This is a genomic window from Lyngbya sp. CCY1209 (genome assembly GCF_055795065.1).
Genome location: NZ_JAYFER010000630.1, coordinates 1 through 22,202, shown reverse-complemented (window position 1 = coordinate 22,202; position 22,202 = coordinate 1). Strand labels below are relative to the sequence as shown.

The 22,202-nt window shown below is 55.4% G+C and carries 18 protein-coding genes and 1 pseudogene; 3 read left to right on the top strand and 16 right to left on the bottom strand.

What is annotated here, in order from left to right; all coding sequences use genetic code 11:
* From AC0QHF_RS24120 to AC0QHF_RS24060, 13 genes and pseudogenes are all read right to left on the bottom strand, one after another.
* Positions 1–233, bottom strand: a pseudogene (locus AC0QHF_RS24120) (reverse transcriptase domain-containing protein); the annotation flags it as partial.
* A 595-nt stretch (positions 234–828) separates the two neighbouring features.
* Complete coding sequence (kaiC, locus tag AC0QHF_RS24115; protein WP_324706808.1) at positions 829–2,391, bottom strand: circadian clock protein KaiC; 1,563 nt, start codon at positions 2,389–2,391, stop codon at positions 829–831.
* Positions 2,392–2,704: 313 nt separating this feature from the next.
* On the bottom strand, positions 2,705–3,019 hold the full coding sequence (kaiB, locus tag AC0QHF_RS24110) for a circadian clock protein KaiB (protein WP_324706807.1): 315 nt from the start codon (positions 3,017–3,019) through the stop codon (positions 2,705–2,707).
* Between the two features lie 56 nt (positions 3,020–3,075).
* The gene (locus tag AC0QHF_RS24105; protein WP_324706806.1) at positions 3,076–3,993 is read right to left on the bottom strand and encodes a circadian clock protein KaiA; all 918 of its coding nucleotides are present in this window, start codon (positions 3,991–3,993) and stop codon (positions 3,076–3,078) included.
* A 222-nt stretch (positions 3,994–4,215) separates the two neighbouring features.
* The gene (locus AC0QHF_RS24100; RefSeq protein ID WP_324706805.1) at positions 4,216–4,506 is read right to left on the bottom strand and encodes a cupin domain-containing protein; all 291 of its coding nucleotides are present in this window, start codon (positions 4,504–4,506) and stop codon (positions 4,216–4,218) included.
* Between the two features lie 81 nt (positions 4,507–4,587).
* Complete coding sequence (locus tag AC0QHF_RS24095) at positions 4,588–4,803, bottom strand: hypothetical protein (protein WP_324706810.1); 216 nt, start codon at positions 4,801–4,803, stop codon at positions 4,588–4,590.
* 186 nt (positions 4,804–4,989) lie between these two features.
* The gene (locus AC0QHF_RS24090) at positions 4,990–5,661 is read right to left on the bottom strand and encodes a low-complexity tail membrane protein (protein ID WP_324706804.1); all 672 of its coding nucleotides are present in this window, start codon (positions 5,659–5,661) and stop codon (positions 4,990–4,992) included.
* Positions 5,662–5,769: 108 nt separating this feature from the next.
* Positions 5,770–8,898, bottom strand: a complete 3,129-nt coding sequence (gene infB, locus AC0QHF_RS24085; RefSeq protein WP_324706803.1) for a translation initiation factor IF-2 — start codon at positions 8,896–8,898, stop codon at positions 5,770–5,772.
* A gap of 412 nt (positions 8,899–9,310) precedes the next feature.
* Positions 9,311–9,577: a YlxR family protein gene (locus tag AC0QHF_RS24080; protein WP_324706802.1), complete on the bottom strand. Its 267-nt coding sequence runs from the start codon at positions 9,575–9,577 to the stop codon at positions 9,311–9,313.
* 69 nt (positions 9,578–9,646) lie between these two features.
* Positions 9,647–10,900: a transcription termination factor NusA gene (gene nusA, locus AC0QHF_RS24075; RefSeq protein ID WP_324706801.1), complete on the bottom strand. Its 1,254-nt coding sequence runs from the start codon at positions 10,898–10,900 to the stop codon at positions 9,647–9,649.
* A 71-nt stretch (positions 10,901–10,971) separates the two neighbouring features.
* Positions 10,972–11,433 (bottom strand): ribosome maturation factor RimP, encoded by a 462-nt coding sequence (gene rimP, locus AC0QHF_RS24070; RefSeq protein ID WP_324706800.1) that lies wholly within the window; start codon positions 11,431–11,433, stop codon positions 10,972–10,974.
* An 827-nt stretch (positions 11,434–12,260) separates the two neighbouring features.
* Complete coding sequence (locus AC0QHF_RS24065) at positions 12,261–12,521, bottom strand: hypothetical protein (RefSeq protein ID WP_324706799.1); 261 nt, start codon at positions 12,519–12,521, stop codon at positions 12,261–12,263.
* Between the two features lie 73 nt (positions 12,522–12,594).
* Positions 12,595–13,029, bottom strand: coding sequence for a hypothetical protein (locus AC0QHF_RS24060; RefSeq protein ID WP_324706798.1), 435 nt, complete (start codon positions 13,027–13,029; stop codon positions 12,595–12,597).
* 223 nt (positions 13,030–13,252) lie between these two features.
* On the opposite strand from AC0QHF_RS24060, the gene AC0QHF_RS24055 reads away from it, so the two are divergent.
* Both AC0QHF_RS24055 and AC0QHF_RS24050 read left to right on the top strand, forming a co-directional pair.
* Complete coding sequence (locus tag AC0QHF_RS24055; protein ID WP_324706797.1) at positions 13,253–14,104, top strand: DUF4384 domain-containing protein; 852 nt, start codon at positions 13,253–13,255, stop codon at positions 14,102–14,104.
* Positions 14,105–14,157: 53 nt separating this feature from the next.
* Complete coding sequence (locus tag AC0QHF_RS24050) at positions 14,158–18,327, top strand: tetratricopeptide repeat protein (RefSeq protein WP_324706796.1); 4,170 nt, start codon at positions 14,158–14,160, stop codon at positions 18,325–18,327.
* A 117-nt stretch (positions 18,328–18,444) separates the two neighbouring features.
* Here the strand turns inward: AC0QHF_RS24050 and AC0QHF_RS24045 are convergent, their stop codons facing one another.
* The 3 genes from AC0QHF_RS24045 to AC0QHF_RS24035 all read right to left on the bottom strand — a co-directional run bounded on the left by AC0QHF_RS24045 (position 18,445) and on the right by AC0QHF_RS24035 (position 20,499).
* Entirely contained in the window at positions 18,445–18,705 is a 261-nt protein-coding gene (locus tag AC0QHF_RS24045) for a type II toxin-antitoxin system PemK/MazF family toxin (RefSeq protein ID WP_324706795.1), read from the bottom strand.
* A 3-nt stretch (positions 18,706–18,708) separates the two neighbouring features.
* A complete protein-coding gene (locus tag AC0QHF_RS24040; protein WP_324706794.1) occupies positions 18,709–18,909 on the bottom strand; it encodes a hypothetical protein in 201 nt (66 codons plus the stop codon).
* 135 nt (positions 18,910–19,044) lie between these two features.
* Positions 19,045–20,499, bottom strand: a complete 1,455-nt coding sequence (locus tag AC0QHF_RS24035) for a hypothetical protein (RefSeq protein WP_324706793.1) — start codon at positions 20,497–20,499, stop codon at positions 19,045–19,047.
* Positions 20,500–20,595: 96 nt separating this feature from the next.
* Between AC0QHF_RS24035 and AC0QHF_RS24030 the strand changes: the two genes are divergently transcribed.
* On the top strand, positions 20,596–21,588 hold the full coding sequence (locus AC0QHF_RS24030; protein ID WP_324706792.1) for a glycosyltransferase family 2 protein: 993 nt from the start codon (positions 20,596–20,598) through the stop codon (positions 21,586–21,588).
* Positions 21,589–22,202 lie beyond the last annotated feature (614 nt).

The window sequence follows — 22,202 nt, the reverse complement described above, 5'->3', positions numbered from 1 at the left end:
ATGGTCGTTGGACAATGAAGTTTGGATAGCAGGTAGTCATGGTCAATTTGGTCAAAGCATTTGGCAATGTCGGCATCTAGCACGTAGTAGTTCGATTTGTTGAGTGCTACATATATTCTGCCAATTGCGTCGAGGGTTGAGCGTCCGGGTCGAAACCCATAGCTTGTTCCCTCGAATTTAGGTTCCCAATAGGGTTCCATTGCCATCTTGACCAAGGCTTGCTTGGCTCTGTCACCAGGGTAGGCTTCTAGTGATGCCTTCCGTTCCCCGCTTCAGTCCCGGGATTGTGAGTTCCGAAACTGGGGGTGGCTATCGCCGTTACTCTCAGTTTTCCGGTTTGCTTATCAATCTTTTGGTTTAACATAAGATATACATATCTTTCCGGAATACCTTGACCTTGAGTTTCCCGCCTCGTTTTGTATCATTCTGATACAGACTTGGGTACATACAAACAGTTATGGAGCTAGTCAGAGATGTGTCCCTTGTATTCATCCGAGGGGATGAAAGCCCCATCAGGAAGTTATTTCAGGCATTTCAGCCCTATTTCGTTCCTGAACGAATCGCACTCCTTCCCATCCTATAGCCCTTCGCGCCGCCAAACGTCAACTCTCGGCGCGATCCGACGAACCGAGGGCGGTCGGCTTTCGGTGATCAGAAATTTGGGTTGGAAACTTCGTCCTTGCCGTACTGCGGTGGAATGGGAGTTGCAGGGAAGGGTGTAGCATCAAGACCAGACCGCCCCATCAACGAGTCGCTGACTCAAGTTGCTGGGGCGGGTCGGCTTTTGAGATTCGTCCCGGGAAACGGAAGTCAACCTTCCGTCCCCACCTAGTCGGAGTCCTCTTTGTCGCCCTGAACCCCTTCGATAATGCGAGACAGCTCGCTTTTTTCATTGACCGAAATTCGCGTGGGCGAACCGCCGATGATGCGTTCGTAATCCCTAAACGAGTCGGTGATGTGGGGGCCGTGTTCGGTAATGGTATATTCGCGGATGCCTTTATCGTGCCAAGATCCCCGCATTTTGAACACGTTGATCGCCCGGGACATTTCCCCCCGAATTTCCACGTATTGCAACATGAGAATTGTATCCGTGATCGTGGAAATGTGGGAATCCGTAATGGAGTGCGATCCCATAAATTGGTCGGTCGTGTTGGTAAAAAAGCCGGTAATTTCTTCCTGTTTTGCATACCCCGTCACCCCGATCACGAACTGCCGAAATGCGTTGCTACTCACCCCCCGAGCCAGGGCGGAAAGGGAATCGATCGCGATCCGGGAGGGCTTGAACTCGGAAATCTCCGACCGGATGATCTGCAGGTGATCTTCGAGTCCCGTAGACTCGGGATAGCTGCACAGAATTTTCAGCAATCCCCGCCGCTCCATCTCCTCGAAATCGATGCCCCAAGAATTGGCATTTCGCAGCAATTGGGCGCGGGATTCTTCGTAGGCGAACAGGATGGCACGCTCGTTATTTTGACAGCCGTTATCCACAAAGATGCTGACCAACAACGTCTTTCCGGTTCCCGTCGCTCCGGTCGCCAAAATGATTGAATCCTTGAAGAAACCGCCGCCGCACATTTCATCGAGGGTGGTGTCGCCGGAAGACACCCTGGCATTAGAAGAACGCTGGGTGAGCCGCATCGCGCCGAGGGGAAAAATACTGATGCCATTTTGGGTGATGGTGAACGGATATTCCCCTTTCATGTGGGTGGTGCCGCGCAATTTGAGGATTTCCACCGTGCGGCGGCGGCGTTCTCCCTCCAACACGTTCCGCAAAATCATCACGTTGTCGGAGACGAATTCCTCGACCCCGAACCGCGCCACCGGCCCGTATTCCGACTCCCGCTCCGTGGTCATGATGGTGGTGGTTCCCACCTGTTTCAAACGGGCGACCAGCCGAAAAATTTCTCGCCGGACGACGCCGGCCGCTTCGTACTGTTGAAAAACCGCCGTCACTGAGTCGATGGAAACCCGTTTTGCCTTGTATTTGCGGATGGCATACTGAATCCGCTCGATCAAAGCCGAAAGGTCGAAATTGCCGACGATATCTTGACCTTCTGGATCGGGAGATGCGTCGAGAATAAATAACTTGCCCTGGTCGATCAACTCCTGGAGATCCCATCCGAAACTGGCGGCGTTTTTAATAATGTCGGTGGGGGACTCTTCAAAGGTTACAAAAATTCCCGCCTCATCGAAGTTGATGATTCCGTTGTAAAGAAATTGGATGGCAAACAGCGTTTTTCCCGTACCCGACGTTCCGCTCACCAGCGTTGCACGGCCTGCCGGCATCCCCCCGTGGCTGATATCGTCGAACCCTTCGATCATGGTTCGGATTTTTTGGACACTGATGAGCTTGCGCCCATTCGACTGCGCTTCTTGATTGCTATCGCTCATAATTGTTGATGTTAAAAACTTGGCTCCAATCTCACCATTCTATATAACCGTTGTTTATATTTACCACAAAATTGGGTCGGGCCGTGACGGGCGGAGCCTCAGAACGGGTCGCCAACCTGTAGCGGCCGACTCCGGGGTACGATGGCCCGACATCCGGCACGGAAGGGCACGTCATCCGACCTGTACGGAGGCGTTGAAAGCCCCGTCGTCGGACGTGCAGTTCCCGGTCTGCCCTCGAGTCCGATCGCACCGTCGCATCCGGGCCTGGGCGTTGACGCGGGGAAGGGCGCGATGGTCGATGGCGCCGAGCCGCTCAGAAATTGGAATCTTCGTCTTCCAACTCTTCGTAAAGTAAATCCAACCCGATCAGAACTTTCTCCCGGTCGGAAAGGTCGCCGATGATTTTACGGACCGGCGGCGGGAGAATTTTGGACAATGTGGGCGTCGCCAAAATCTTATCCTCCTCCGCGAGTTGGGGATTTTTGAGAACGTCGATCACTTTGAGGGCATAAACTCCCTGAAACTCCTGTTCGAGGATATCCTTGAGGGTTTTCAGCGCCCGCACTGAGTTCGGAGTGTTCCCCGCCACGTAGAGTTTGAGAACATAGGTCTTCTTCAGTGGACTCATAATATCTGTAGGTTTCAGGTGTAAGTTTTGGGGTCAACAGACATTCTTTTTCCTCCTCACCGTGTCTCTTGGGGGATCGAACGACGATACATCTCGCACAGATGAGCCAAAGTATCAATTAGGGTCAGTCGATAATCAAGCAAAACATCCTCGCTGCGCCCCTCAAGTTTGAGTTGTTTGGAAAAATTATCCATCAACTCCATATGAATTTCCACCACCCGAGTCACCGGGACATCGGCAAAGAATGCCATGTTAACATATTCGTCAATTTTACTATTCAAATTTCTATCATTTGAAAAATAACTTAAAACGATTTGACGATATTTCGATTTGAGCTGGTCCAAAAACTCCTGTCGATCTGCCATCGGCAGATTTCTCAGGAAGTTTTGAGGATTTCTCTTATAGTACACACCTAGGTATCCTAATCGCTCGTGTAATTTGTCCGCGAGCCGTCGCTGCTGGCGGACAATAAAATTGGTCAACTCGCTCGGGGTGTCGGTCGGCGATGACTCGTCGCTCAAGCGGGTCGTGACGGCCTGGGTGATAAACTGACTGATGGCTTTGTCGATATATCCTCGGATCAGATGCAGTTGTCTGGGGCGCACCTGGACTTCCGTCGATCGCACGAGGTAATTCTCCTGCATCTCGGTTTCTGTGGGGGGAGATGGAGATCCCGGCGTTTCCTCCTCGGGCGACCCGTCCGTCGGGCGGATGATCAGGGTCGGGATCGCGATCGCGCGCTGTTGCAGTTGGTGGACCTGCGGTGTCAGGGCGGGACACTGCTCCAGAATCATGCAGTCGAGCTGGTGCTTGTGTTGGGCCACGTATTCGACCAGCTCCTCGGCCGCGTGAAGCTCGACGACGAGATAATGGTCGTCGAGCAAAGAAGACAGCACGAGACGGGCCAGCTCTACGGATGGCACGAACAGACAAATCGATAGCTGCGGACTCCAGACGTGGGTCGAAGCTGACATTAGGTTTTCAGATTCCGTATCAGTCAGAGCCCCCTCTCCCTTTCTTACTCACGCTTAACACCGGCAAATCTTAGTATATTATCAATCACGGCTTTTCGACGACTCGGCGACCCCGGCATGGCCCGGTCGCGTAGCAATTCGGCATCGAAAATTTAGCCGGCGCGATTCGGCGGATACCGGTGAAGGTCTCCCGAATCGCCCGGACCCACGATCCGATCTGATTCAACTGAACTGATAATGTTTTTTGACGGGGGCGCGGATCGTCCACGTGCACGAGAGTCCCCGGGAAAATGTCACCAGGTCGCCCGGTTTGAGTTCCACCGGCCGGCCCCCGTCGGGGGTGACGGTGACTTCCCCGGCTAACAAGTAACAGGTTTCGGCTTCGTCGTAAGTCCAGGGAAATTCCGAGACACCTTTCGTCCAAATCGGCCAGTCCGATACGCCGAGTTGTCGGAGGTGTTCCGGGGAGGGTTGATGTTGAACCCGAATGGTTTCGAGTTGTGGGGCAGACATGATTTGCGCTCCTTCGAGTGACACAGGCATGGGAGCGGGGCCGGCTTGTGCCGTGAGTGGCTCCCACGGGATGCGATCGCCTCAGTAGGCCAAGGTTTCCAGGGTTTCCCGCAAGTAAGCCCGCACCTGTTGGTCAAGGCTGAGATGCCGGAGCCGTTGCCCGTCTTCGCGATCGACCTGCCAGCGCTGAAATCCGGAACTCGTCGCGATCGCGCGTTTGAGATCGGACCAAATTTGAGAGTCCCGACGCTCCATTGCGGCATGGGGGTTCCAGAAGGTTGGGGTGGAATTCGCCATCACGGTACACCAACGAAACGACAGTTGAGAGCCACAGCCGGCGCCGAGTTCCTCAGCCCCCATTTCCGGGACATCTGAGAGGCGGGGCGACGATCTGTAAACTCTATTTACATTTTCACAAAAATTCACGGTAATGGGCAGCACCCCATCGGGGTTCCGGGCCAATTTTGTTAACAATTTTTACAATTATACCGATTCGGCTGGATCGATGTCAGGAGATTCTGACGTTCCCGCTCCGGGGGGTTCCGGGTCGGCCGGCTCCGCCGTCTCCCGGGAAACGGGCCAGATGCGATCGACCCGCGCCCCGACGATCGTAAATCCCTGGCGAATTTGGGGGGGGGACAGGGGTTCGCGGTTGGCGAATTCGGACTCCGGTGTCAGGAAGATCCCCACGACGCTCATCGGCACCTGGGCGAACAGGTTGGCCCCGCAAAATGCCGCGGCCGCGATCGCCAGGCCCAAGGGGCGCCATTCCGAAAACCCGGACGCCACCTCCGCCGCCAGGGGGGCGACGCCGTAGAGTTGCCAAAGGACGGGCAGCAGCAAAATGGGGGTGATCGACGACAACCCCTGCTGTCGCTGGGTTTTGAAGCCGGCCAAAATGCGCCGCTGTTCGTCGGCGAGCCGCTCCGGCCGGATGGCGACGACCAAAATACTGAAAATATAAAACGGGCGGAACCACTGCATCCAGAGGATCGGCAGGATACCCGCGATCGCGACGAGGGAGAACTCCACCCCCACGGGGAGCAGGGGGTAGCCCACCGCAAACCCGAACAAACACAACCCAAACCAAATCGGCAGGGTCGCCAGCCCCGCAAAATGAATCCACAAAAAGGGATCGAGTCTAAATCGTCGCATCGCCAATTCTCCTGACCTCCGGTCGGCTTACCAGCTTCATGATAAGACAAAACCGCCCCCACCTCGGTGTCCGGAGATGGGGACGGCGATCGCGACCCGAGCCCGATCCTACATGGAGAGGGTGCGGCGCTTCGTCACCATCCGGTAGGCTTCGATGCTGTCGCCTTCGGTCCAATCGTTGAAGTTGTCCGTGCCGATCCCGCACTCGTAGCCGGCGTTAACCTCCTTGACATCCTCTTTGATCCGCTTCAGGGAGTCGAGGAAGCCGTCGTAGAGGACTTGGGAGCCCCGGTGGACGCGGATCTTGCAGTTGCGGATCAGCTTGCCCGACTGGACGTAGCACCCGGCGACCCGGGAGCGGCCGACGGGGAAGATCGCCCGCACTTCCGCCTGACCCAAGGGTTCTTCCACCAGTTCCGGTTCCAGCATCCCCTCCATCGCCGCCTGGATGTCGTCGAGGAGGTTGTAGATGATGTTGTACTCCCGGATATCCACGCCGGCGCGGTCGGCTGCCTGTCGGGCGCCGTGGGCGAGGGTGGTGTTGAATCCGATCAGCACCGCGTCGCTGGCCGCGGCCAGGTCGATGTCCGTCTCGGTGACTTCCCCGGGGGCGGCCAGGAGCAGCCGCAGTTGCACTTCCTTCTGGGGCAGTTTCTTGAGGGCGTTGACGATCGCCTCCACCGACCCCTGGACATCGCCCTTGAGGATGATGTTGAGGTCTTTGAGTTCCCCTTCCTGAACCCGGGCCGAGAGGGCGCTGAGGCTGACCCGTCCCTGGAGGAGGCGGGACTGCCGCTCGGTATCCGCCCGGCCCGAGGCCAGGGCTGAGGCCTCTTTCTCGCTCTCGAACACCTCGAACTCGTCCCCGGCGGCCGGGACATCCCGCAGGCCCAACACCTCGACGGCGAAGGAGGGGCTGGCCTCTTCCACCCGTTCGGCGCGATCGTTGACCATCGCCCGCACCTTCCCGAGGGCCGAACCCGCCACGATCACGTCCCCGACGCGGAGGGTGCCGTTCTGCACCAGCAGGGTCGCCACCGGGCCGCGGGCCTTGTCCAGGTGGGCTTCGATCACCGTCCCCTTGGCGAACCGGTTCGGGTTGGCGTACAGGTCTTCAACTTCGGCCACCAACAGCAGCATTTCCAGCAGGCTGTCCAGGTTCTCCCCGTTGATGGCGCTCACCGGAACCATGATGGTTTCGCCGCCCCACTCTTCGGGGACCAGCCCGTGTTCCATCAATTCCTGCTTCACCCGGTCGGGCTGGGCCGCTTCCTTGTCCATCTTGTTGATCGCCACCACGATGGGCACTCCCGCCGCTTTGGCGTGGCTGATCGCCTCGATGGTCTGGGGCCGGACGCCGTCGTCGGCCGCCACCACCAGGATGGCGATATCCGTGACCCGGGTGCCCCGCGCCCGCATGGCCGTGAAGGCTTCGTGGCCGGGGGTATCCAAAAACACCACCTGCTGCATTTCGCCGGCTTCGTTTTCCACGTCCACGTGGTAGGCGCCGATGTGCTGGGTGATGCCGCCCGCTTCTCCCTGGGCGACCTTGGTTTTCCGGATCGAGTCGAGCAGGGTCGTCTTCCCGTGGTCTACGTGGCCCATGATCGTCACCACCGGCGGGCGGCGCTGGAGATTCTCCAGGTCTTCGGCGTTGAAGATGTTATCCGGCTTTTCGGCGGCCGACCGCTGTTCCTCGGTCTCCACCGTCACGGCCAATTCTTCGCACACGGTGGAAATGGTGTTGAAGTCGAGGGTTTCCGTGATGTTGACGGCGATCCCCCGGGAGAACAGGCGCTTGATAATTTCCGTTTCCGGGACCCCCAGGGCTTGGGAGAGTTCCTGGACGGTCATCGGCCCCCGGACGACCAGGCGCTCCGGGCGATCCGGCTGCTTGGGCTGCTGCGCCCGGCGCCCGGCGGCGGCTGATCCGCCACCGCCGCCGGCGGAAGGCCGGGACGGCATGGGTTTGCGACCCCGCGCCCCGGAACCGGAGGCGGCCGGCGATCGCCCGGAACCCTCGGCGTCCTTGGGTTTCGGTGGCCGCGCCAGGGACATACTCAGGATGGCTGAATCCGAGGACGAGCTGCCGATGTTGTCAAAATCCTCGTCCTCCTCATCTTCGATGACGGGCTTGATCCGGGGACGCTTCACCTTGGCTTTGGCTGCTTTCCCCGCCTTGTCGGAGAGTTCGTCGATCTCGTCTTCGTCTTCGTCGATGCCGCCCGGCCGCTTCTTCGGCGGGGTCAGGGGTTGGGGCCGCTTCAGAGTCGGCCCCCGTTTGGGCCGATTCACCTCCAAGGTGTCGTCTTCCAAATCCGGTGTCTCGAGTTCGGTTTCCTCTTCCACCTCGGGCGCGTCACCTTTGACGGGGCGTTTCGGCTGCCGCGCCGGCGGGGGTTGCAATTCGGGAACCGGCTTGGCGGGTTTGGCCGGAGAGCGCTTTTTCACCTCCCGGATCTCTTTCTCTTTCTCTTTCTCTTTCTCGGCGGGCTCGGCGGGGGCCGGACGTTGTTTTTGCTTGGCCGCCGGCCGTTCCGGCGGTTTCTGGTTGCCGTCGGAGGCGTCGCCCGCTTTGGGACTCGGTTTGTTCGGTTTCAACACCGGTTTGCGCGGCGGTTGGGAAGATTTGGGAGATGGAGACACGGGTCTGACGGGTGGCGCGACAAGTTTCGGGGATTCGGCCTCCGACTTGGCTTCAGAAGGCCGCGGGGTCGGTTTCTCAGAGGGAGTCGGGGTGTCTCGGTCGGCCGCAAAACTGGCCCCGTTGTCCGGGGCGTTTTCTGGCTTCCGGGGGGGTTGGGGGGAAGTGTTCGGTTTGGACAATTCAGATGGATTCGTTTCAGACTTGAGGGCAGATGGTTGGGAGTTGGGAGGTTTGGGGGGAGTGGCGACCGGCGCGGCATTCGCCTCGGACTCCGACCCTTCGGAAGGGTGGTGGTGTTCGAGACGAATTTTGTTGGGCCGGCGAATTTCTAGAATTTGCTGTTTCTTTTTCTCCCCCGACGGGAACCCGCCGGATTGAGCCGGGCCTGTCGCCGAGCCTCCCTCCTCCGGCTCGCTGACGATCGGATGGGTGGCGACATATTTTTCGATCCGCTCGGCGTCCGATTCTGTAATTGTACTGCTATGGCTTTTAACTGCAATGTTGAGCCGTTCGCAGACGGCTAAGATGTCCTTGTTCTCCAAATTTAATTCTCGTGAGAGTTCGTAAATCCTGACTTTGACGTTGTTCATCCACACTTCCCTCTTCGTACCAACCCGTTTTTACTTATACTGACATTGTTTTATTGGGGTCTACAACTGCGATCGCCCGAATTTGATGAGTGTCGTCCCTCGATACGGAACCGGTTTGTCCGACCCGCACCCCATTGGAGCTGCGCCGGATCGGATGGAGACATTTCATCAACGGCACCGTTTTTACTGTACCACTTTCATCTCGATCGCCATGCCCGGACCCGACGCACTCCCTGGACGAGTTCACAATTTTGAGTCCCCGGCCAGCCCCCGGTGGGGGCAGCGCTCCGATCCCGCCGGATGCGGAGAGATGCGGAGCGGAGTTCGGCTTCGACGATTGAAATTTTGCGGTCATCACCTCCTCAAATTTGGCCCGACATTGTCCGTCAGATTGAATAGAGAGTTTTATATCTCACCCGTCCTGCTGAGAGCGGGCGGCCAGTCGCCGCCACAGGATTTGAAAGAGTTCTTCGGGCACCGGGGCTTTCAACGCCCGTCCGAGTCGGTTCTTCTTTTGAGCGCCTTTGAGACATTCGTCTGTTTGACAAACGTAAGCGGACCGACCCATGCCCACATCCAATTGTACCCGATGGGATGGGTGAACCCGGACCAGTCGCCAGAAGGTTTCTTTCGGTGCCAGTTGGCGACAGGTGACGCAGCGGCGGAGATTGGATGGCATGAGATCGGGAAAACCTCCCGGCGAGACGACAACGGCTGACGGCAACCGAAAATTGGCAACCTCCCCTCCCTAAACTCCGATTTGGGATTCTTCCGCGACTTCTTCCCCGTCTATTTCCTCCTCCGGTTCGGGTTCTCCCTCGCCCCGCTGGCGGCTGAGTTCTTCGGCAATTTTTCGATCTTCTGCCGCCGCGTCGTATTTCGCCGTATCCTTGATATCAATTTTCCACCCCGTCAGCCGCGCCGCCAGCCGGACGTTCTGGCCCTCTTTGCCGATCGCCAGGCTGAGTTGATCTTCGGCTACCAGGACGTGGGCGCGCCGTTCCTCGGGGTTCACCAGCCGCACTTCGTCCACCCGGGCTGGACTCAGGGCGTTGGCGATGTAGATCGAGGGATCCGGGGACCAGCGGATCACGTCGATTTTTTCGCCCCGCAGCTCGTTGACCACCACCTGAATCCGCGATCCCCGCGCCCCGATGCAGGCCCCGACGGGATCGACGTCGCGATCAAGGGTATCGACGGCTATTTTAGTCCGGGGTCCGACGTAGTGGGAGGGGGGGTTGGCTTCCCGGGCCACGGCGACGATGCGGACGACCTCATCTTCGATTTCGGGGACTTCGTTGGCGAACAGGTACACCACCAGTCCGGCATCGGCTCGGGACACGATCAACTGCGGGCCGCGCTGGGACCCCTGGGAGACGCGCTTCAAATACACCCGGAAGGTGGCGTTGGCGCGGTAGTTGTCGTTGGGGAGCTGTTCCCGCTTGGGCAGTTCGGCCTCCACCTCGGGCTGGCCGTAGACGCTGCTGACGGCCATGATTACGGACTGGCGTTCAAAACGGAGCACCCGCGCCTGCAGGACCGTGCCCTCGTGTTCGGCGAACTCTTCCTGGATCATCTGGCGCTGCTTGTCGCGCAATTTTTGGGCGAGGACCTGTTTGGTCTGGATGGCGGCCATGCGCCCGAATTCGTTCTGTTCGGGGGTGACGTCGAGGGTGACGGTATCGCCGAGCTGGGCTTCGGGGGCGACCTCCTGCACGTCTTTGAGGGCGATCTGGTGATCCTGGTTGCTCACTTGTTCGACGATGGTGAGGTTTTTGGCCAGGACGCGAAATCCTTCTTCCTCGACGTCGAGTTCTACGTCGAAGTTGTCGAAGTAGTCGTCGCTGAATTGGGTGTCCATCTCCAGGGTGCGGCGGTAGCGCTCGTATCCCTTGAGCAGGGCCTCCCGCAGGGCATCTTCGACGGCCTGCTTGGGCAGGTTTCGCTCCTGGGAGATATTTTGAATCATATCTTTGAGTCCGGGCAAGCTGACCATTGACATAATGATTTCTCCTTGTCGTTATGAGTTCAATCGATAATTTGAGAGGGGTGTTTGGGATGGGACGGAAAGCCTCACCCGCCTTCGTCGAGCAGCACTTCGATAATGAGGGGATTGGGGATGGATACCTGCCGCCCTTTCTGGTTGAGGTACACGGCTTCCTCATCCCGGCGGATCAGCTTTCCGCTGTGCTGTTTGTGTCCTTTGTAGGGTTCGGAGGTGGTGACGGTGACGGGAAATCCTTTGAAGGAGACAAAATCCCGATCGCGGGTGAGAGACCGCGACACGCCGGGACTCGACACCTCCAAAACGTAGGAGTCGGGGATCACATCCGTCGCATCCAATTGTTCTTCCAAGGCGCGGCTCATGCGCTCGCAGTCTTCCAAACTCGTGTCTTGCTCCAAATTGCGGATGTCTACCCGCAGCACGGGAGGCTTTTGGTTGGTGTAAAACATTGCCCCCACGACTTCCAACCCCAGGGGCTCGGCGACTGGGGTGGCGAGGTCGATAATTTTGGGTATCAGGGGGTGGACCATAGTCGATGTTGACGTCGAACGGTAAAACGTCGGCCCGATCTCGTCCGGTGGGAGATCGCCCGACGGGGATCTGGGAGTCGGGTGCGCGAGTTGCCAAAACTCGGAGGCGATCGGCTCTCGCTAGAAATCCTGCCACTAAAAAAAGTGGGCTTCACCCACTTCCAGATGAAACGGTATCCTTCACGAGAAGCCCAGGAGCCCCCTGCACCTCAACTTCTTAGGTTATCAGTGTAGCTCAGGATTTGCCCGATTGTCAGGAGGCGGGGGGAATGTCGGGAATCCGGGGGATTTGGGGCGATCGCTCTTTTCCGCTGCGAAGGGTCCCAAGGAAGGGCGCGGGGGTGCGATCGCCGTTTGCCGCCGTTTGCAGTTGCCGATCGGCCCGCCCGAGGGTTTCGGGATCTAGATCGATCGGTGGGGAGTCAGAAACCGGGTTTCTAGAAGAGTTTTTGGTTCCCCGCCGAGATGTTGGTAGAAACCCGGTTTCTAGAGCGATCGGTGGGGAGTCAGAAACCGGGTTTCTAGAAGGGTTTTTGGTTCCCCGCCGAGATGTTGGTAGAAACCCGGTTTCTAGAGTTATCGGTGGGGAGGAAGAAACCGGGTTTCTAGAAGGGTTTTGGGTTCCCCACTGAGATATTGGTAGAAACCCGGTTTCTAGAGTTATCGGATTTTGGCTTGACTTTTTCTCCGATTTGACATACCATAACAGCATGGGAAAATGTGCCGCCATATAATGGTGTTCCGGGGAGTCAGAAACCGGGTTTCCAGAAGGGTTTTGGGTTCCCCATCGAGATATTGGTAGAAACCCGGTTTCTAGGTATTGGATATTAATCGGATGTCAGAGAAGGGGTGCGATCGCTCGTTTTGACAGGTTCCGGGGTTCTCCAACTGTTTCCGAGGGAGTTCGCCAGGACTAGGAAAATGAGTGCGATCGCACAAAATCCGATCAAACTATCCACGGGCTCGAATAGCAGTTCTCGCCGCATCTTTTGACCGCAAAAGGAACAGTACACCCAGCCGCCCCGTTCTTCGCGGGTACAGGGGAGCGATTCCAAGTTTTTCATTTCTTTGTAAGGACACACAATCATTATAACCTCTTTTGGTGTAAAAAACAATGCGAACCGCCCGGTTGAAATGGGCGGTTTTCGGTGTGGCTACGTTCTAATCCGTGGGGATTAGGAACATCATATTATTGCTGAGAATTTCGAGAGCGATCGCGCTTTCTCCGAGTGCTTGTCCCATGCGATAGGAAACCCGCAGCATATTGGCCAGGTTTTGCTGCAAAACGTCGAGGGTCATGAACGATTGAATGAGAAGGATGGGCTCCGGAACCCAAGTTTTATCGATTGGATTGAGCCAATTGCCATCGGAAAAAGTCGCGTTGTAACCTCCGGCGGGTCGCGTCAACTCCTCGATAAAATGTTTCGCCTGGGGATATTTTTTAGCTGGAATGTGCCAGCGGAGGGCGTAGGGAAGGATATCGGGGCGGGTTTGAGAAGCGGCGATCGCATTTTCCACCAGCGGATATAACGGGCCATTTTGTGCGATCGTTGCATTGGGAATGACATGGGGTAAAATGTTGGCGATGTGTTCCATGACTTCGCGTTGAATTCGATAGTTACAGTTTGGCGAAATTCGAGATAATCTGACAAGAGCTTTTGTCGTTTATTCTTAATGGTTTGTCGCGCCACGTCGCATCATTTCGCGGGATGTCGCGGGATGTCGCATGATGTCGCCCAATCCTTCGCAAACCCTAGACACTGCCGGAAAACAGAATTTAGAATGGGAACAAATTAATCGCGCTGCACAGAGGTATAATATGGAAGCCTTCAATATCAGGGTTATCGAAGCGATGGAGATTCCCGAGCAACACGAAGCGGATTTTTTGCGTGATATTGCGGATAAACTCGGTCTGCAATTTCCCCATGACAGTATATTCACGGAGCGACTAGCCAAGGATAACCTCGATTTCGATTGGCTCGGCATTGCAAAATCGCTCAACCCAAACGTGACCGAAGAGGAAGAGCGATTAAAACTGGCAGAGAATACGAGGAAAACTTGGAGTAAGGAAATCTGCAACACTTTGAAGCAGTGGGGATTCAGCTACAAAAAGGGTGATAAAAAACTCTGGCTGTCGGCGCGGCAGTGGTTGGCACAGACGCAATATGGTTCTTGGTTGTGGGAACAACTCTCCCAGCAGTCCCAACGGACGCAACAGATGGGGTTTATTGAAGCTCCCGAAACACTAGCAGTAGCGAATTTGGGGGCGCGTCGGGAACCGTCTAAAGACTATAAGGATCAGGTCGGGTTAAATAGCGAGGTGATTTTAGAGATTAACCTGACAGCAGCAGCACATTTGACCTTGTTGGAACGAGAACCCAACGGGACAGTGGTCTGTTTGTGTCCCTCGGAGTATGCACCGAACACGCTGTTATCCCGCAATATCGAGAAAATCCCCCAAGAGTCCGCCCCCTATCCGACTTTTGCCGCCACAGAATTAGGTCAGGAACAGTGGATAGCTTTGCTGACTCCTCAGAGTCCGCCTTTTCAATGGTTGAAACAGAGTCGTTGGGAGGCAATGGAGTTGCAACTGTTGCATTTACAAGAGGTGTTCGAGTATGTGAAGACGAACCAAGCGCGGTTACTCTATACGGAATATGAGGTGGTTTGAAGATTTTCTGTTTGGTGTTTTTGTGTCGAAGTTTTTGAGAGGTTTAAAAAATTATGGATGAACAACGGATTCAGGAATACGTTCAACACATTAAGCAGTTACTGGCTTGTGCGAATGGGGAAGAATTAGCAATCCTGGAAGCAAATGCTCACCTTTTGGATGAAAGTTTATTGCTCATAATGGCAGCCTATAGCCAGTATCTTCGCAGTCAGCAACAAGATAACGCCGCTGACTGGTTAGATAACTTTGCCCAACAACTGCAATCCCATTTTTTAGACGCTGCAACCTCTGAGAACTCTGAGAGTTGGGAAACACTGATGCAGAAAGTCATGCAACTGTACCAGCAGGGACAACATGCGGCAACCATTCCCCTGGCGGAACGTGCGGTTAAACTGGCGCTAGAACAGTGGGGAAAGCAACATCCGAATGTTGCGACCAGCTTCAACAACCTCGCCAATTTGTACCGTTCTCAAGGACGGTACGCCGAGGCTAAAACCCTGTACAAAGAAGCGCTTAAAATTAGTCGCATCACCCTACCCGAGAACCATCCTGACCTGGCCAGCGACCTCAACAACCTCGCTGGGTTGTACGAGTCTCAAGGGCAGTACGCCGAAGCCGAACCCCTGTTTCTCGAAGCGGTGAAAATCGACCGCATCGCCCTACCCGAGAACCATCCTGACCGGGCTCACCCCCTCAGCAACCTCGCCGAGTTGTATCGTTCTCAAGGGCGGTACGCCGAGGCCGAACCCCTGTACCAAGAAGCAGTGAAAATCGACCGCATCGCCCTACCCGAGAATCATCCTGACCGGGCTATCCACCTCAACAACCTCGCCAATTTGTACTATTCTCAAGGGCGATACGCCGAGGCCGAACCCCTGTACCAAGAAGCAGTGAAAATCGACCGCATGGCCCTGCCCGAAAACCATCCTTCCCTGGCCACCCACCTCAACAACCTCGCTGGGTTGTACGAGTCTCAAGGGCGGTACGCCAAGGCCGAACCCCTGTATAAAGAAGCGGTGAGCATCGACCGCATCGCCCTACCCGAAAACCATCCTTCCCTGGCCACCCACCTCAACAACCTCGCCGGATTGTACGAGTCTCAAGGGCGGTACGCCGAGGCCGAACCCCTGTATAAAGAAGCGGTGAAAATTAGTCGCATCGCCCTACCCGAGAACCATCCTGACCGGGCCAAGAACCTCAACAACCTCGCCAGGTTGTACTCCTCTCAAGGGCAATACGCCGAGGCCGAACCCTTGTTTCTCGAAGCGGTGAAAATTAGTCGCATCGCCCTGCCCGAAAACCATCCTTCCCTGGCCACCCACCTCAACAACCTCGCCGGGTTGTACTCCTCTCAAGGGCGGTACGCCGAGGCCGAACCCCTGTGCCAAGAAGCGTTGAGAATCGACCGCATCGCCCTACCCGAGAACCATCCTGACCTGGCCAATAAACTCAACAACCTCGCCGGGTTGTACTATTTTCAAGGGCGGTATGCCGAGGCCGAACCCCTGCTTCTCGAAGCGTTGAGAATCGACCGCATCGCCCTACCCGAGAACCATCCTGACCTGGCCCAGAACCTCAACAACCTCGCCGAGTTGTACCATTCTCAAAGGCGGTACGCCGAGGCCGAACCCCTGTTTCTCGAAGCGGTGAAAATCAACCGCATCGCCCTGCCCGAAAACCATCCTTCCCTGGCCACCGAACTCAACAACCTGGCCTCGTTGTACCATGCTCAAGGGCGATACGCCGAAGCCGAAGCCCTGCACAAAGAAGCGGTGAAAATCGACCGCATCGCCCTACCCGAGAACCATTATGACCGGGCTATCCACCTCAACAACCTCGCCAATTTGTACTATTCTCAAGGGAGTTACCAAGATGCGGAACCCCTGTACCAAGAAGCGGTGAGAATCGACCGCATCGCCTTACCCCAAAACCATCCTTCCCTGGCCACCCACCTCAACAACCTCGCCTCGTTGTACCATTCTCAAGGGCGATACGCCGAAGCCGAACACCTGTACAAAGAAGCGGTGAAAATCGACCGCATCGCCTTACCCCAAAACCATCCCCAACTCGCCACCCACCTGAGTAACCTGGCTTTGTTGCACCATTCTCAGGGCAAATACTCCGAAGCATTTAACCAGTTTCAAGCCGCTTTAGAGTCGGAAACCCTACGCCTGCGCTACATATTCAGCACCAGTTCAGACCGCGAACGCCGCGAATATTTGCAAAAAAAATCGGGCACTTATTACGCATTCCTCACCCTAGTTTGGCAACATCTTCGAGATGACACCCAAGCCGTTGGTGCTGCCTTAGATGCCGTGTTGGGACGGAAAGCGATCGCCACTGCCGCCCTTGCTGCCCAAAATGCTGCCATCTATAGCGGACGTTACTCAGCAGAAATTCAAACCCTATTTCGAGAATGGCAAAAATGCAATGAACGACTCCTCGAAGCCACCTATAACCCACCGCGTCCTGACCCTGACCATCCTGAAATCTACCCCACTCAGATAGCGGAACACCGTAAGCGCCTGAGCAAACTTCAACAGGATTCAGAAAACCTAGAAAAACAACTCGCCAAAGAAATCCCGGAACTGCAACTGAGCCAACAGGAAGTGAACCGCAATCTGGTTGCCGCGCAACTTCCCGAGGGTTCAGCCCTAGTGGAGTTCGTCCGTTTCAAACGCCATGATTTGGGTGTACCGAAGGGAGAAAAATGGCAGGAAGACCGCTATATCGCTTTTGTGGTGATGGCGCATCAACCGGAACAGGTACGGTTGGTGGATTTAGGGGAAGCGGAACCCCTGGATAAGCTGATTAAAGCATTTCGCCGTGGGTTTGTGGGTTGGGAAGACAACCTCGGTGCGCGTCGTAACCCCGCTTCTGTTCCTACCCCGGTTTCACCGATTCAACAGCTACAGGAAACCCTATGTCAACCCTTAATCGAGGCATTGCCCTCTGTCTCCCACTGCTTCCTCGCCCCAGATAGTAACCTGAATCTGCTGCCGTTCCAGATTTTGCCTCTGTCCCCTGCCAGCAACAGCCACTATATCGGGGACAAATACCGAATCAGTTATCTGAATAGCGGACGGGACTTGTTGCGCCAGGAAATTAGCGATCGCCCTCTGAAAATCTGTCCCGCCACCATTCTGGCTGACCCCGATTACGACTGGAATGGAACCGAACCCAGGCAGCAAGGCAGTGGGAAGCAGCAAGGCGAGGAGGATAGCAACAGTCAACCCCTCCCCACCCTATCCGGCTTTTCTCGCGCAGTGGGAACCGACCTTTTCGGGATTCGTGCCGGGGAACTCCTAGGCGTTGCCCCTTACCTCCGCCAAAATGCCCTCTCCCTCCATCTGACTCATGGCAACTGTCCCCGCATTTTAGCCGTTGCCACCCACGGGTTTTATCGCACTGCGGAAAAACCCTATCTGGAGTTGATTCGTAAACTACTCAACACCAAACCGGAAACCGAAACCCAATGCTTTGAACAACATCCCTCCCTCATGAGTTTGCAACTGGTGGAAGTGCTAGAACAGTTTGCCGAAGTCTGGGAATCGAAGCATCCCCCAGTTGCCCAACGGATGCGGGAATTTGTCCCCCTGATTCGAGACTATCTTGCCAAACATCCCATCGCCAGTCGCTTGGATGCCGCAGATGCCGATAATCCCATGTATCGGGGAGGAATTGCCCTCGCGGGGGCCAATGTCTGGAACCAGGGAGGCGAACTCCCAGACGGAAACAAAGGGATTCTGTTTGCCCAAGACATTGCCGCTTTGGACTTGTGGGGCAACGAACTCAGCGCCCTGATTGCCTGTCAGACGGGACTCGGTGAAGTCGCTTCTGGAGACAGTGTAGGGGGGTTAAGGCGGGCGTTTGTGGTGTCCGGTTCAAAAAGCCAGGTGATGAGTCTTTGGTCCGTTCCTGCCCGCGCTACGGTGTATCTGATGGAACGGTTTTTCCACCACCTCGACGCCGGACTGGGACGGGCCGACGCCCTCTCGGGCGCCCAGTCGGACATCCGCACGGTGAGGGCGGGGGAACTGCGGCAATTCCCGTTGGGGCGGGAGATTTTGCAGGAGTTGAAGGATGAATGTAACTTGAATTTTGCCGATAAGAATTGTCCTTTGTCGAGTCCCTATTTTTGGGGCGCCTGGGTGTTGCAGGGGGAGATTGGGCCGCTGTCGGTGGAGTTGTCGGCGGAGGGGAAGAAACCGCTTGGGAATTAATTCCCGAGGGCGCAAGCCTTGCGCCCCTACAATTATTTTTGACTCCCAAAATCGGCAATGGAAATTTTGAGACAGGCCTGAACCCCTTGCCAATCCCGTTCTGATAACTGTCCGATTTTAACCAAATTTGTAGAGGCAGGCAATGTCACCAAAAAAACACCGAAATACAGAAGCAGACCGCAAGCCTGCCGCTTCCCAGTCTTGGAGGACATAATCAGTGATGCCCAACCCAGCAGTTTGCGTGGTAATCAACCCGACAATTACATCTGGGCGATTGGCATGATAGGTTTGTGAGGACACAATCACGGCGGGACGACGCTTGATGCCCCGGACGCCTGGAAAGTCAACCGTGACGACATCACTCGGATTAAAACTCACTTCTTAAAACTCCCCATCATCCGCATATTTTAAGGCATACGTCACCAAATCGAGTTGGTCTTCTTCTGTCCAAGTCTCACTTTCATCAACCTCTTCACCTGTCACCAAGCGATTGAGAATGAGTGCGGCTAACTGTAGCCGTTCTCGGGGAGGTAATTTTTGAATCACTTGGGTATAAATTTCTTGAATTTTTGTCGTCGTCATTTCAAATGATACTCCAACTCGATGAAAATACAATGGATAGATCTAAAACTTCGCTGTTGAGAAAGAAACCGGGTTTCTAGAATGGTTTTTGGTTCCCCGCAGAGATATTAATAGAAACCCGGTTTCTAGATGTTTTCAATCCTCCTCGTCGATCATTCCTTCGAGTTTCCGGCGTTCCTGGATGGCCGCCAAAACCTGCTCGTAGTTGTCTTCATCAACTTGCTGGACGTAGTTGAGTTTGACTTCTTCCAAAAAGTCCACCAGCAGATATTCGATGTCCTGGATTTGATCGCCCTTGAGCTCCCGCCAGAGGATTTTTCCGAAGTCGCGCACCAGTTGGTTGGTGAGTTGGGTGCCGACGGGATCTTCCATCGCGTCGCGGATGTTTTCGTAGGCGTCTTGGGGGCCTTCGGACGCCAGATCCGTGAGTTGGGTGACGAGGCGATCGGTCAGATCTTTTGAGAGGGTTTCAAATCCCGGTATTTGTTGGAGGTTTCGGGACATGGGAGAGGCTTTCACCAGACTCTCGATATTGTAGCGCAACAGGGCTTCGATGTCGTCGTGGAGTTGGGGGATGACGCGGTAGACGGTGAGTTGAATTAACCGGGTGACGATCGCTTCGATTTCGTTGACGTCGTTGATGTCGAGATAACGTTGCCGTCGCGATTGGGAAATGCGTTGCGCCAAATTTCCCCGCCGCAATTCCTGCTGGAGTTGGTTGATAAATTGAATGATGACGGCTTCCGTCAGTTCGGCGGCGAAGGAGGACACCAACCCCCGACTGGCCAGGGCGCGAACCCGACCCAACTTCACCAACTTGGTCTGATTTAACCGCGCACTGACCGGGATAATTCGCAAGATCCGGGCGATCGGGAGGGGAATGAACAGAAACACGTCGTACCAACGCCACAGCATGGCATCGAGCCAACTGACCGTTTTGAATCGACCGCTGATGATGCGAGTCCGCAGCAGAAATTCGGCCAGGAAGATGAGGACGAAGGGGAGGTCGATTTTCCAGAAGTGGCTGATGTAGTCCCCGTTTTCTCCGATGCTGCGATAATAATTGCGGGCGATCGCGGGTTCGATTTCGTCCTCGAACCATTCCATCTGTTTTTGAAATCCCTGTTCGGTCAAATATTCGGGACTCCAAAAGGCGACGAAGGCTTGTTTGGCCGAGTCTTCCGGGTTGGGAATGCGATCGCGCATCCGATTTTTGATTTTCTCCAACGCGCCACTTTTGTCGGCTACCGCGAAGGGGTCGGTGTCGATCATTTCCACGCTCTGCTGTTGCAAATCCCGCAGCAATTCTTCGGCGGGGGCGGAGGCGAGTCCGGTTTGGACGACCTGGACTTGCAGGGCTTCGACGGTTTCCAAATAATTCTGGGTTTCGCGGTTGGGTTCGATACCCTTGATGGGGTCGTAGAGGCGGGTGAGTTGGGGAAAATAGCGGAAATAAAAGTCGCGCCAGGGAACATAAGTCAGGTTAAATAAGACCAGGATATAATTGAGGACGGCCAAAATTGCCATCCCCCGCTCTATCCAAAAGCCCAGGCGTTTTTTGCGAACGGTGGTTTTTTTTTTGGGTGACATAGGGCAGCAGTGGTTTGGGTGGCGACCTCATGCACGAAAGTCCGATTCAAATTGGATTAAACTGAACTTTAAGGACGTTTCATTTCCTTCGATCCGATGTCTGAATCCTCTCCCCGCATCAGTGTTGTCATTCCGGCGTACAATTGCGATCGCTACATTGCCGAAGCGATCGAAAGCGTGCTGGACCAGACGGAGACTTCCCACGAAATCATCGTCGTCGATGACGGCTCCCGGGACCAAACGCGGGAAGCCGTCGCACCGTACCGCGATCGGGTCCGCTACGTCTACCAGGACAATCGGGGCGTCTCGGTGGCGCGAAATCACGGTTTGAGCCTCGCCCGAGGTGAGTTTATCACTTTTTTGGATGCGGATGATTGTTTCTTTCGGGAGACTTTGGCGGCCCAGATGGCCGTATTTGAGGCCGATCCGGGGTTGGCGATCGTCCACAGCGGCTGGCGGCGGGTGAACCAGGCGGGGGAACCGCTGATGGATGCGAAACCCTGGGAACTGGTCCCGGAGTTGAATTTGGAGATGTGGCTGCGGTGGAAACCGTTGGGGACGATGGGGACGCTGATGTTCCGGCGGGAGGCTTTGGAGGCGGCGGGGGGGTTCGAGCCGGGATTGGCCCACGCGGAGGATGTGGATTTGATTTTGCGTCTGGCGTTGAAGGGGTTTCGGAGTGCTTGGTTGAAGCGATCGACGGTGTGTTACCGCCAGCACGATCGCAACACGATGCGGGACGGGGTTTCCCAGGCGAAATCGATCAATTATGTGCTGGAGAAGTTTTTTAATTTGCCGGATATTCCCTTTGAAATTCAGGCGATCGAAGATTGGGTTCGCTACAGTACCCTGGTGTGGAGTTCCTGGTATTTGTACCACACGGGATTTGTCGTTGAAATGGCGGAGTATTTGAAGCGATCGTGGCAGTACAGCCCGTTTTTACCGGTGGAGACTGCGATCGATTGGGTGGAGAGTTTCGGCCACTATTCGGAGGGTGTGGGGGAGAGTTTGGATGTGGATGCCCTGTGCAAGTCGCCGGAGTGGCAGGGGTTGATCGAGTGGGCGATCGCTTCTCCAAAATCGTCTTGATCTGGGCAGGGCTGTTTCATTCTCGATTAAAAATTGTCGAGAGTGATGGAGAAAACCGTTGATGGTATCGCAACGCCCTCCATCCGCCACTGTACCGATTCTCGCGCCATTACGCACCGATCCGCGATCGCGCACGACTCCATGATCGCACACCCATCGGGTCATACCGTTCTCGTCGAACTCATGTTAAGAAAAGTAAAATAAAATGATTTTTTTTTCGGAACCGTTCTCGTCGAACTCATGTTAAAAAAAGTAAAATAAAATGATTTTTTTGAGCAACAAGTGTAGGATCGAATTATCAGATCAAGTTCTTGCGATCGCCGACCGCGTTACGGTAGTCAGAATCGCCGTAGGCTCTGGGACTCAACCCGATTGGCGATGCCGGGTTTATGTAGGATAATCAGGCGGACTTGATAGAATTGCAAAAAACGCTGAGGATTGTCATCATGGCAGAATCCATACCTCAACTGATCAAGGATATTACCCCTGGCAAAAGAAGTTCCAACTTGAGCCTCTTAGGTGAGTTCAGTAATGAGGTTTATTTTTCGGTCACTCAGGGCGATAAAAATCAACTCTGGAAAACGGATGGCACGGACAAGGGAACTCGACGGGTC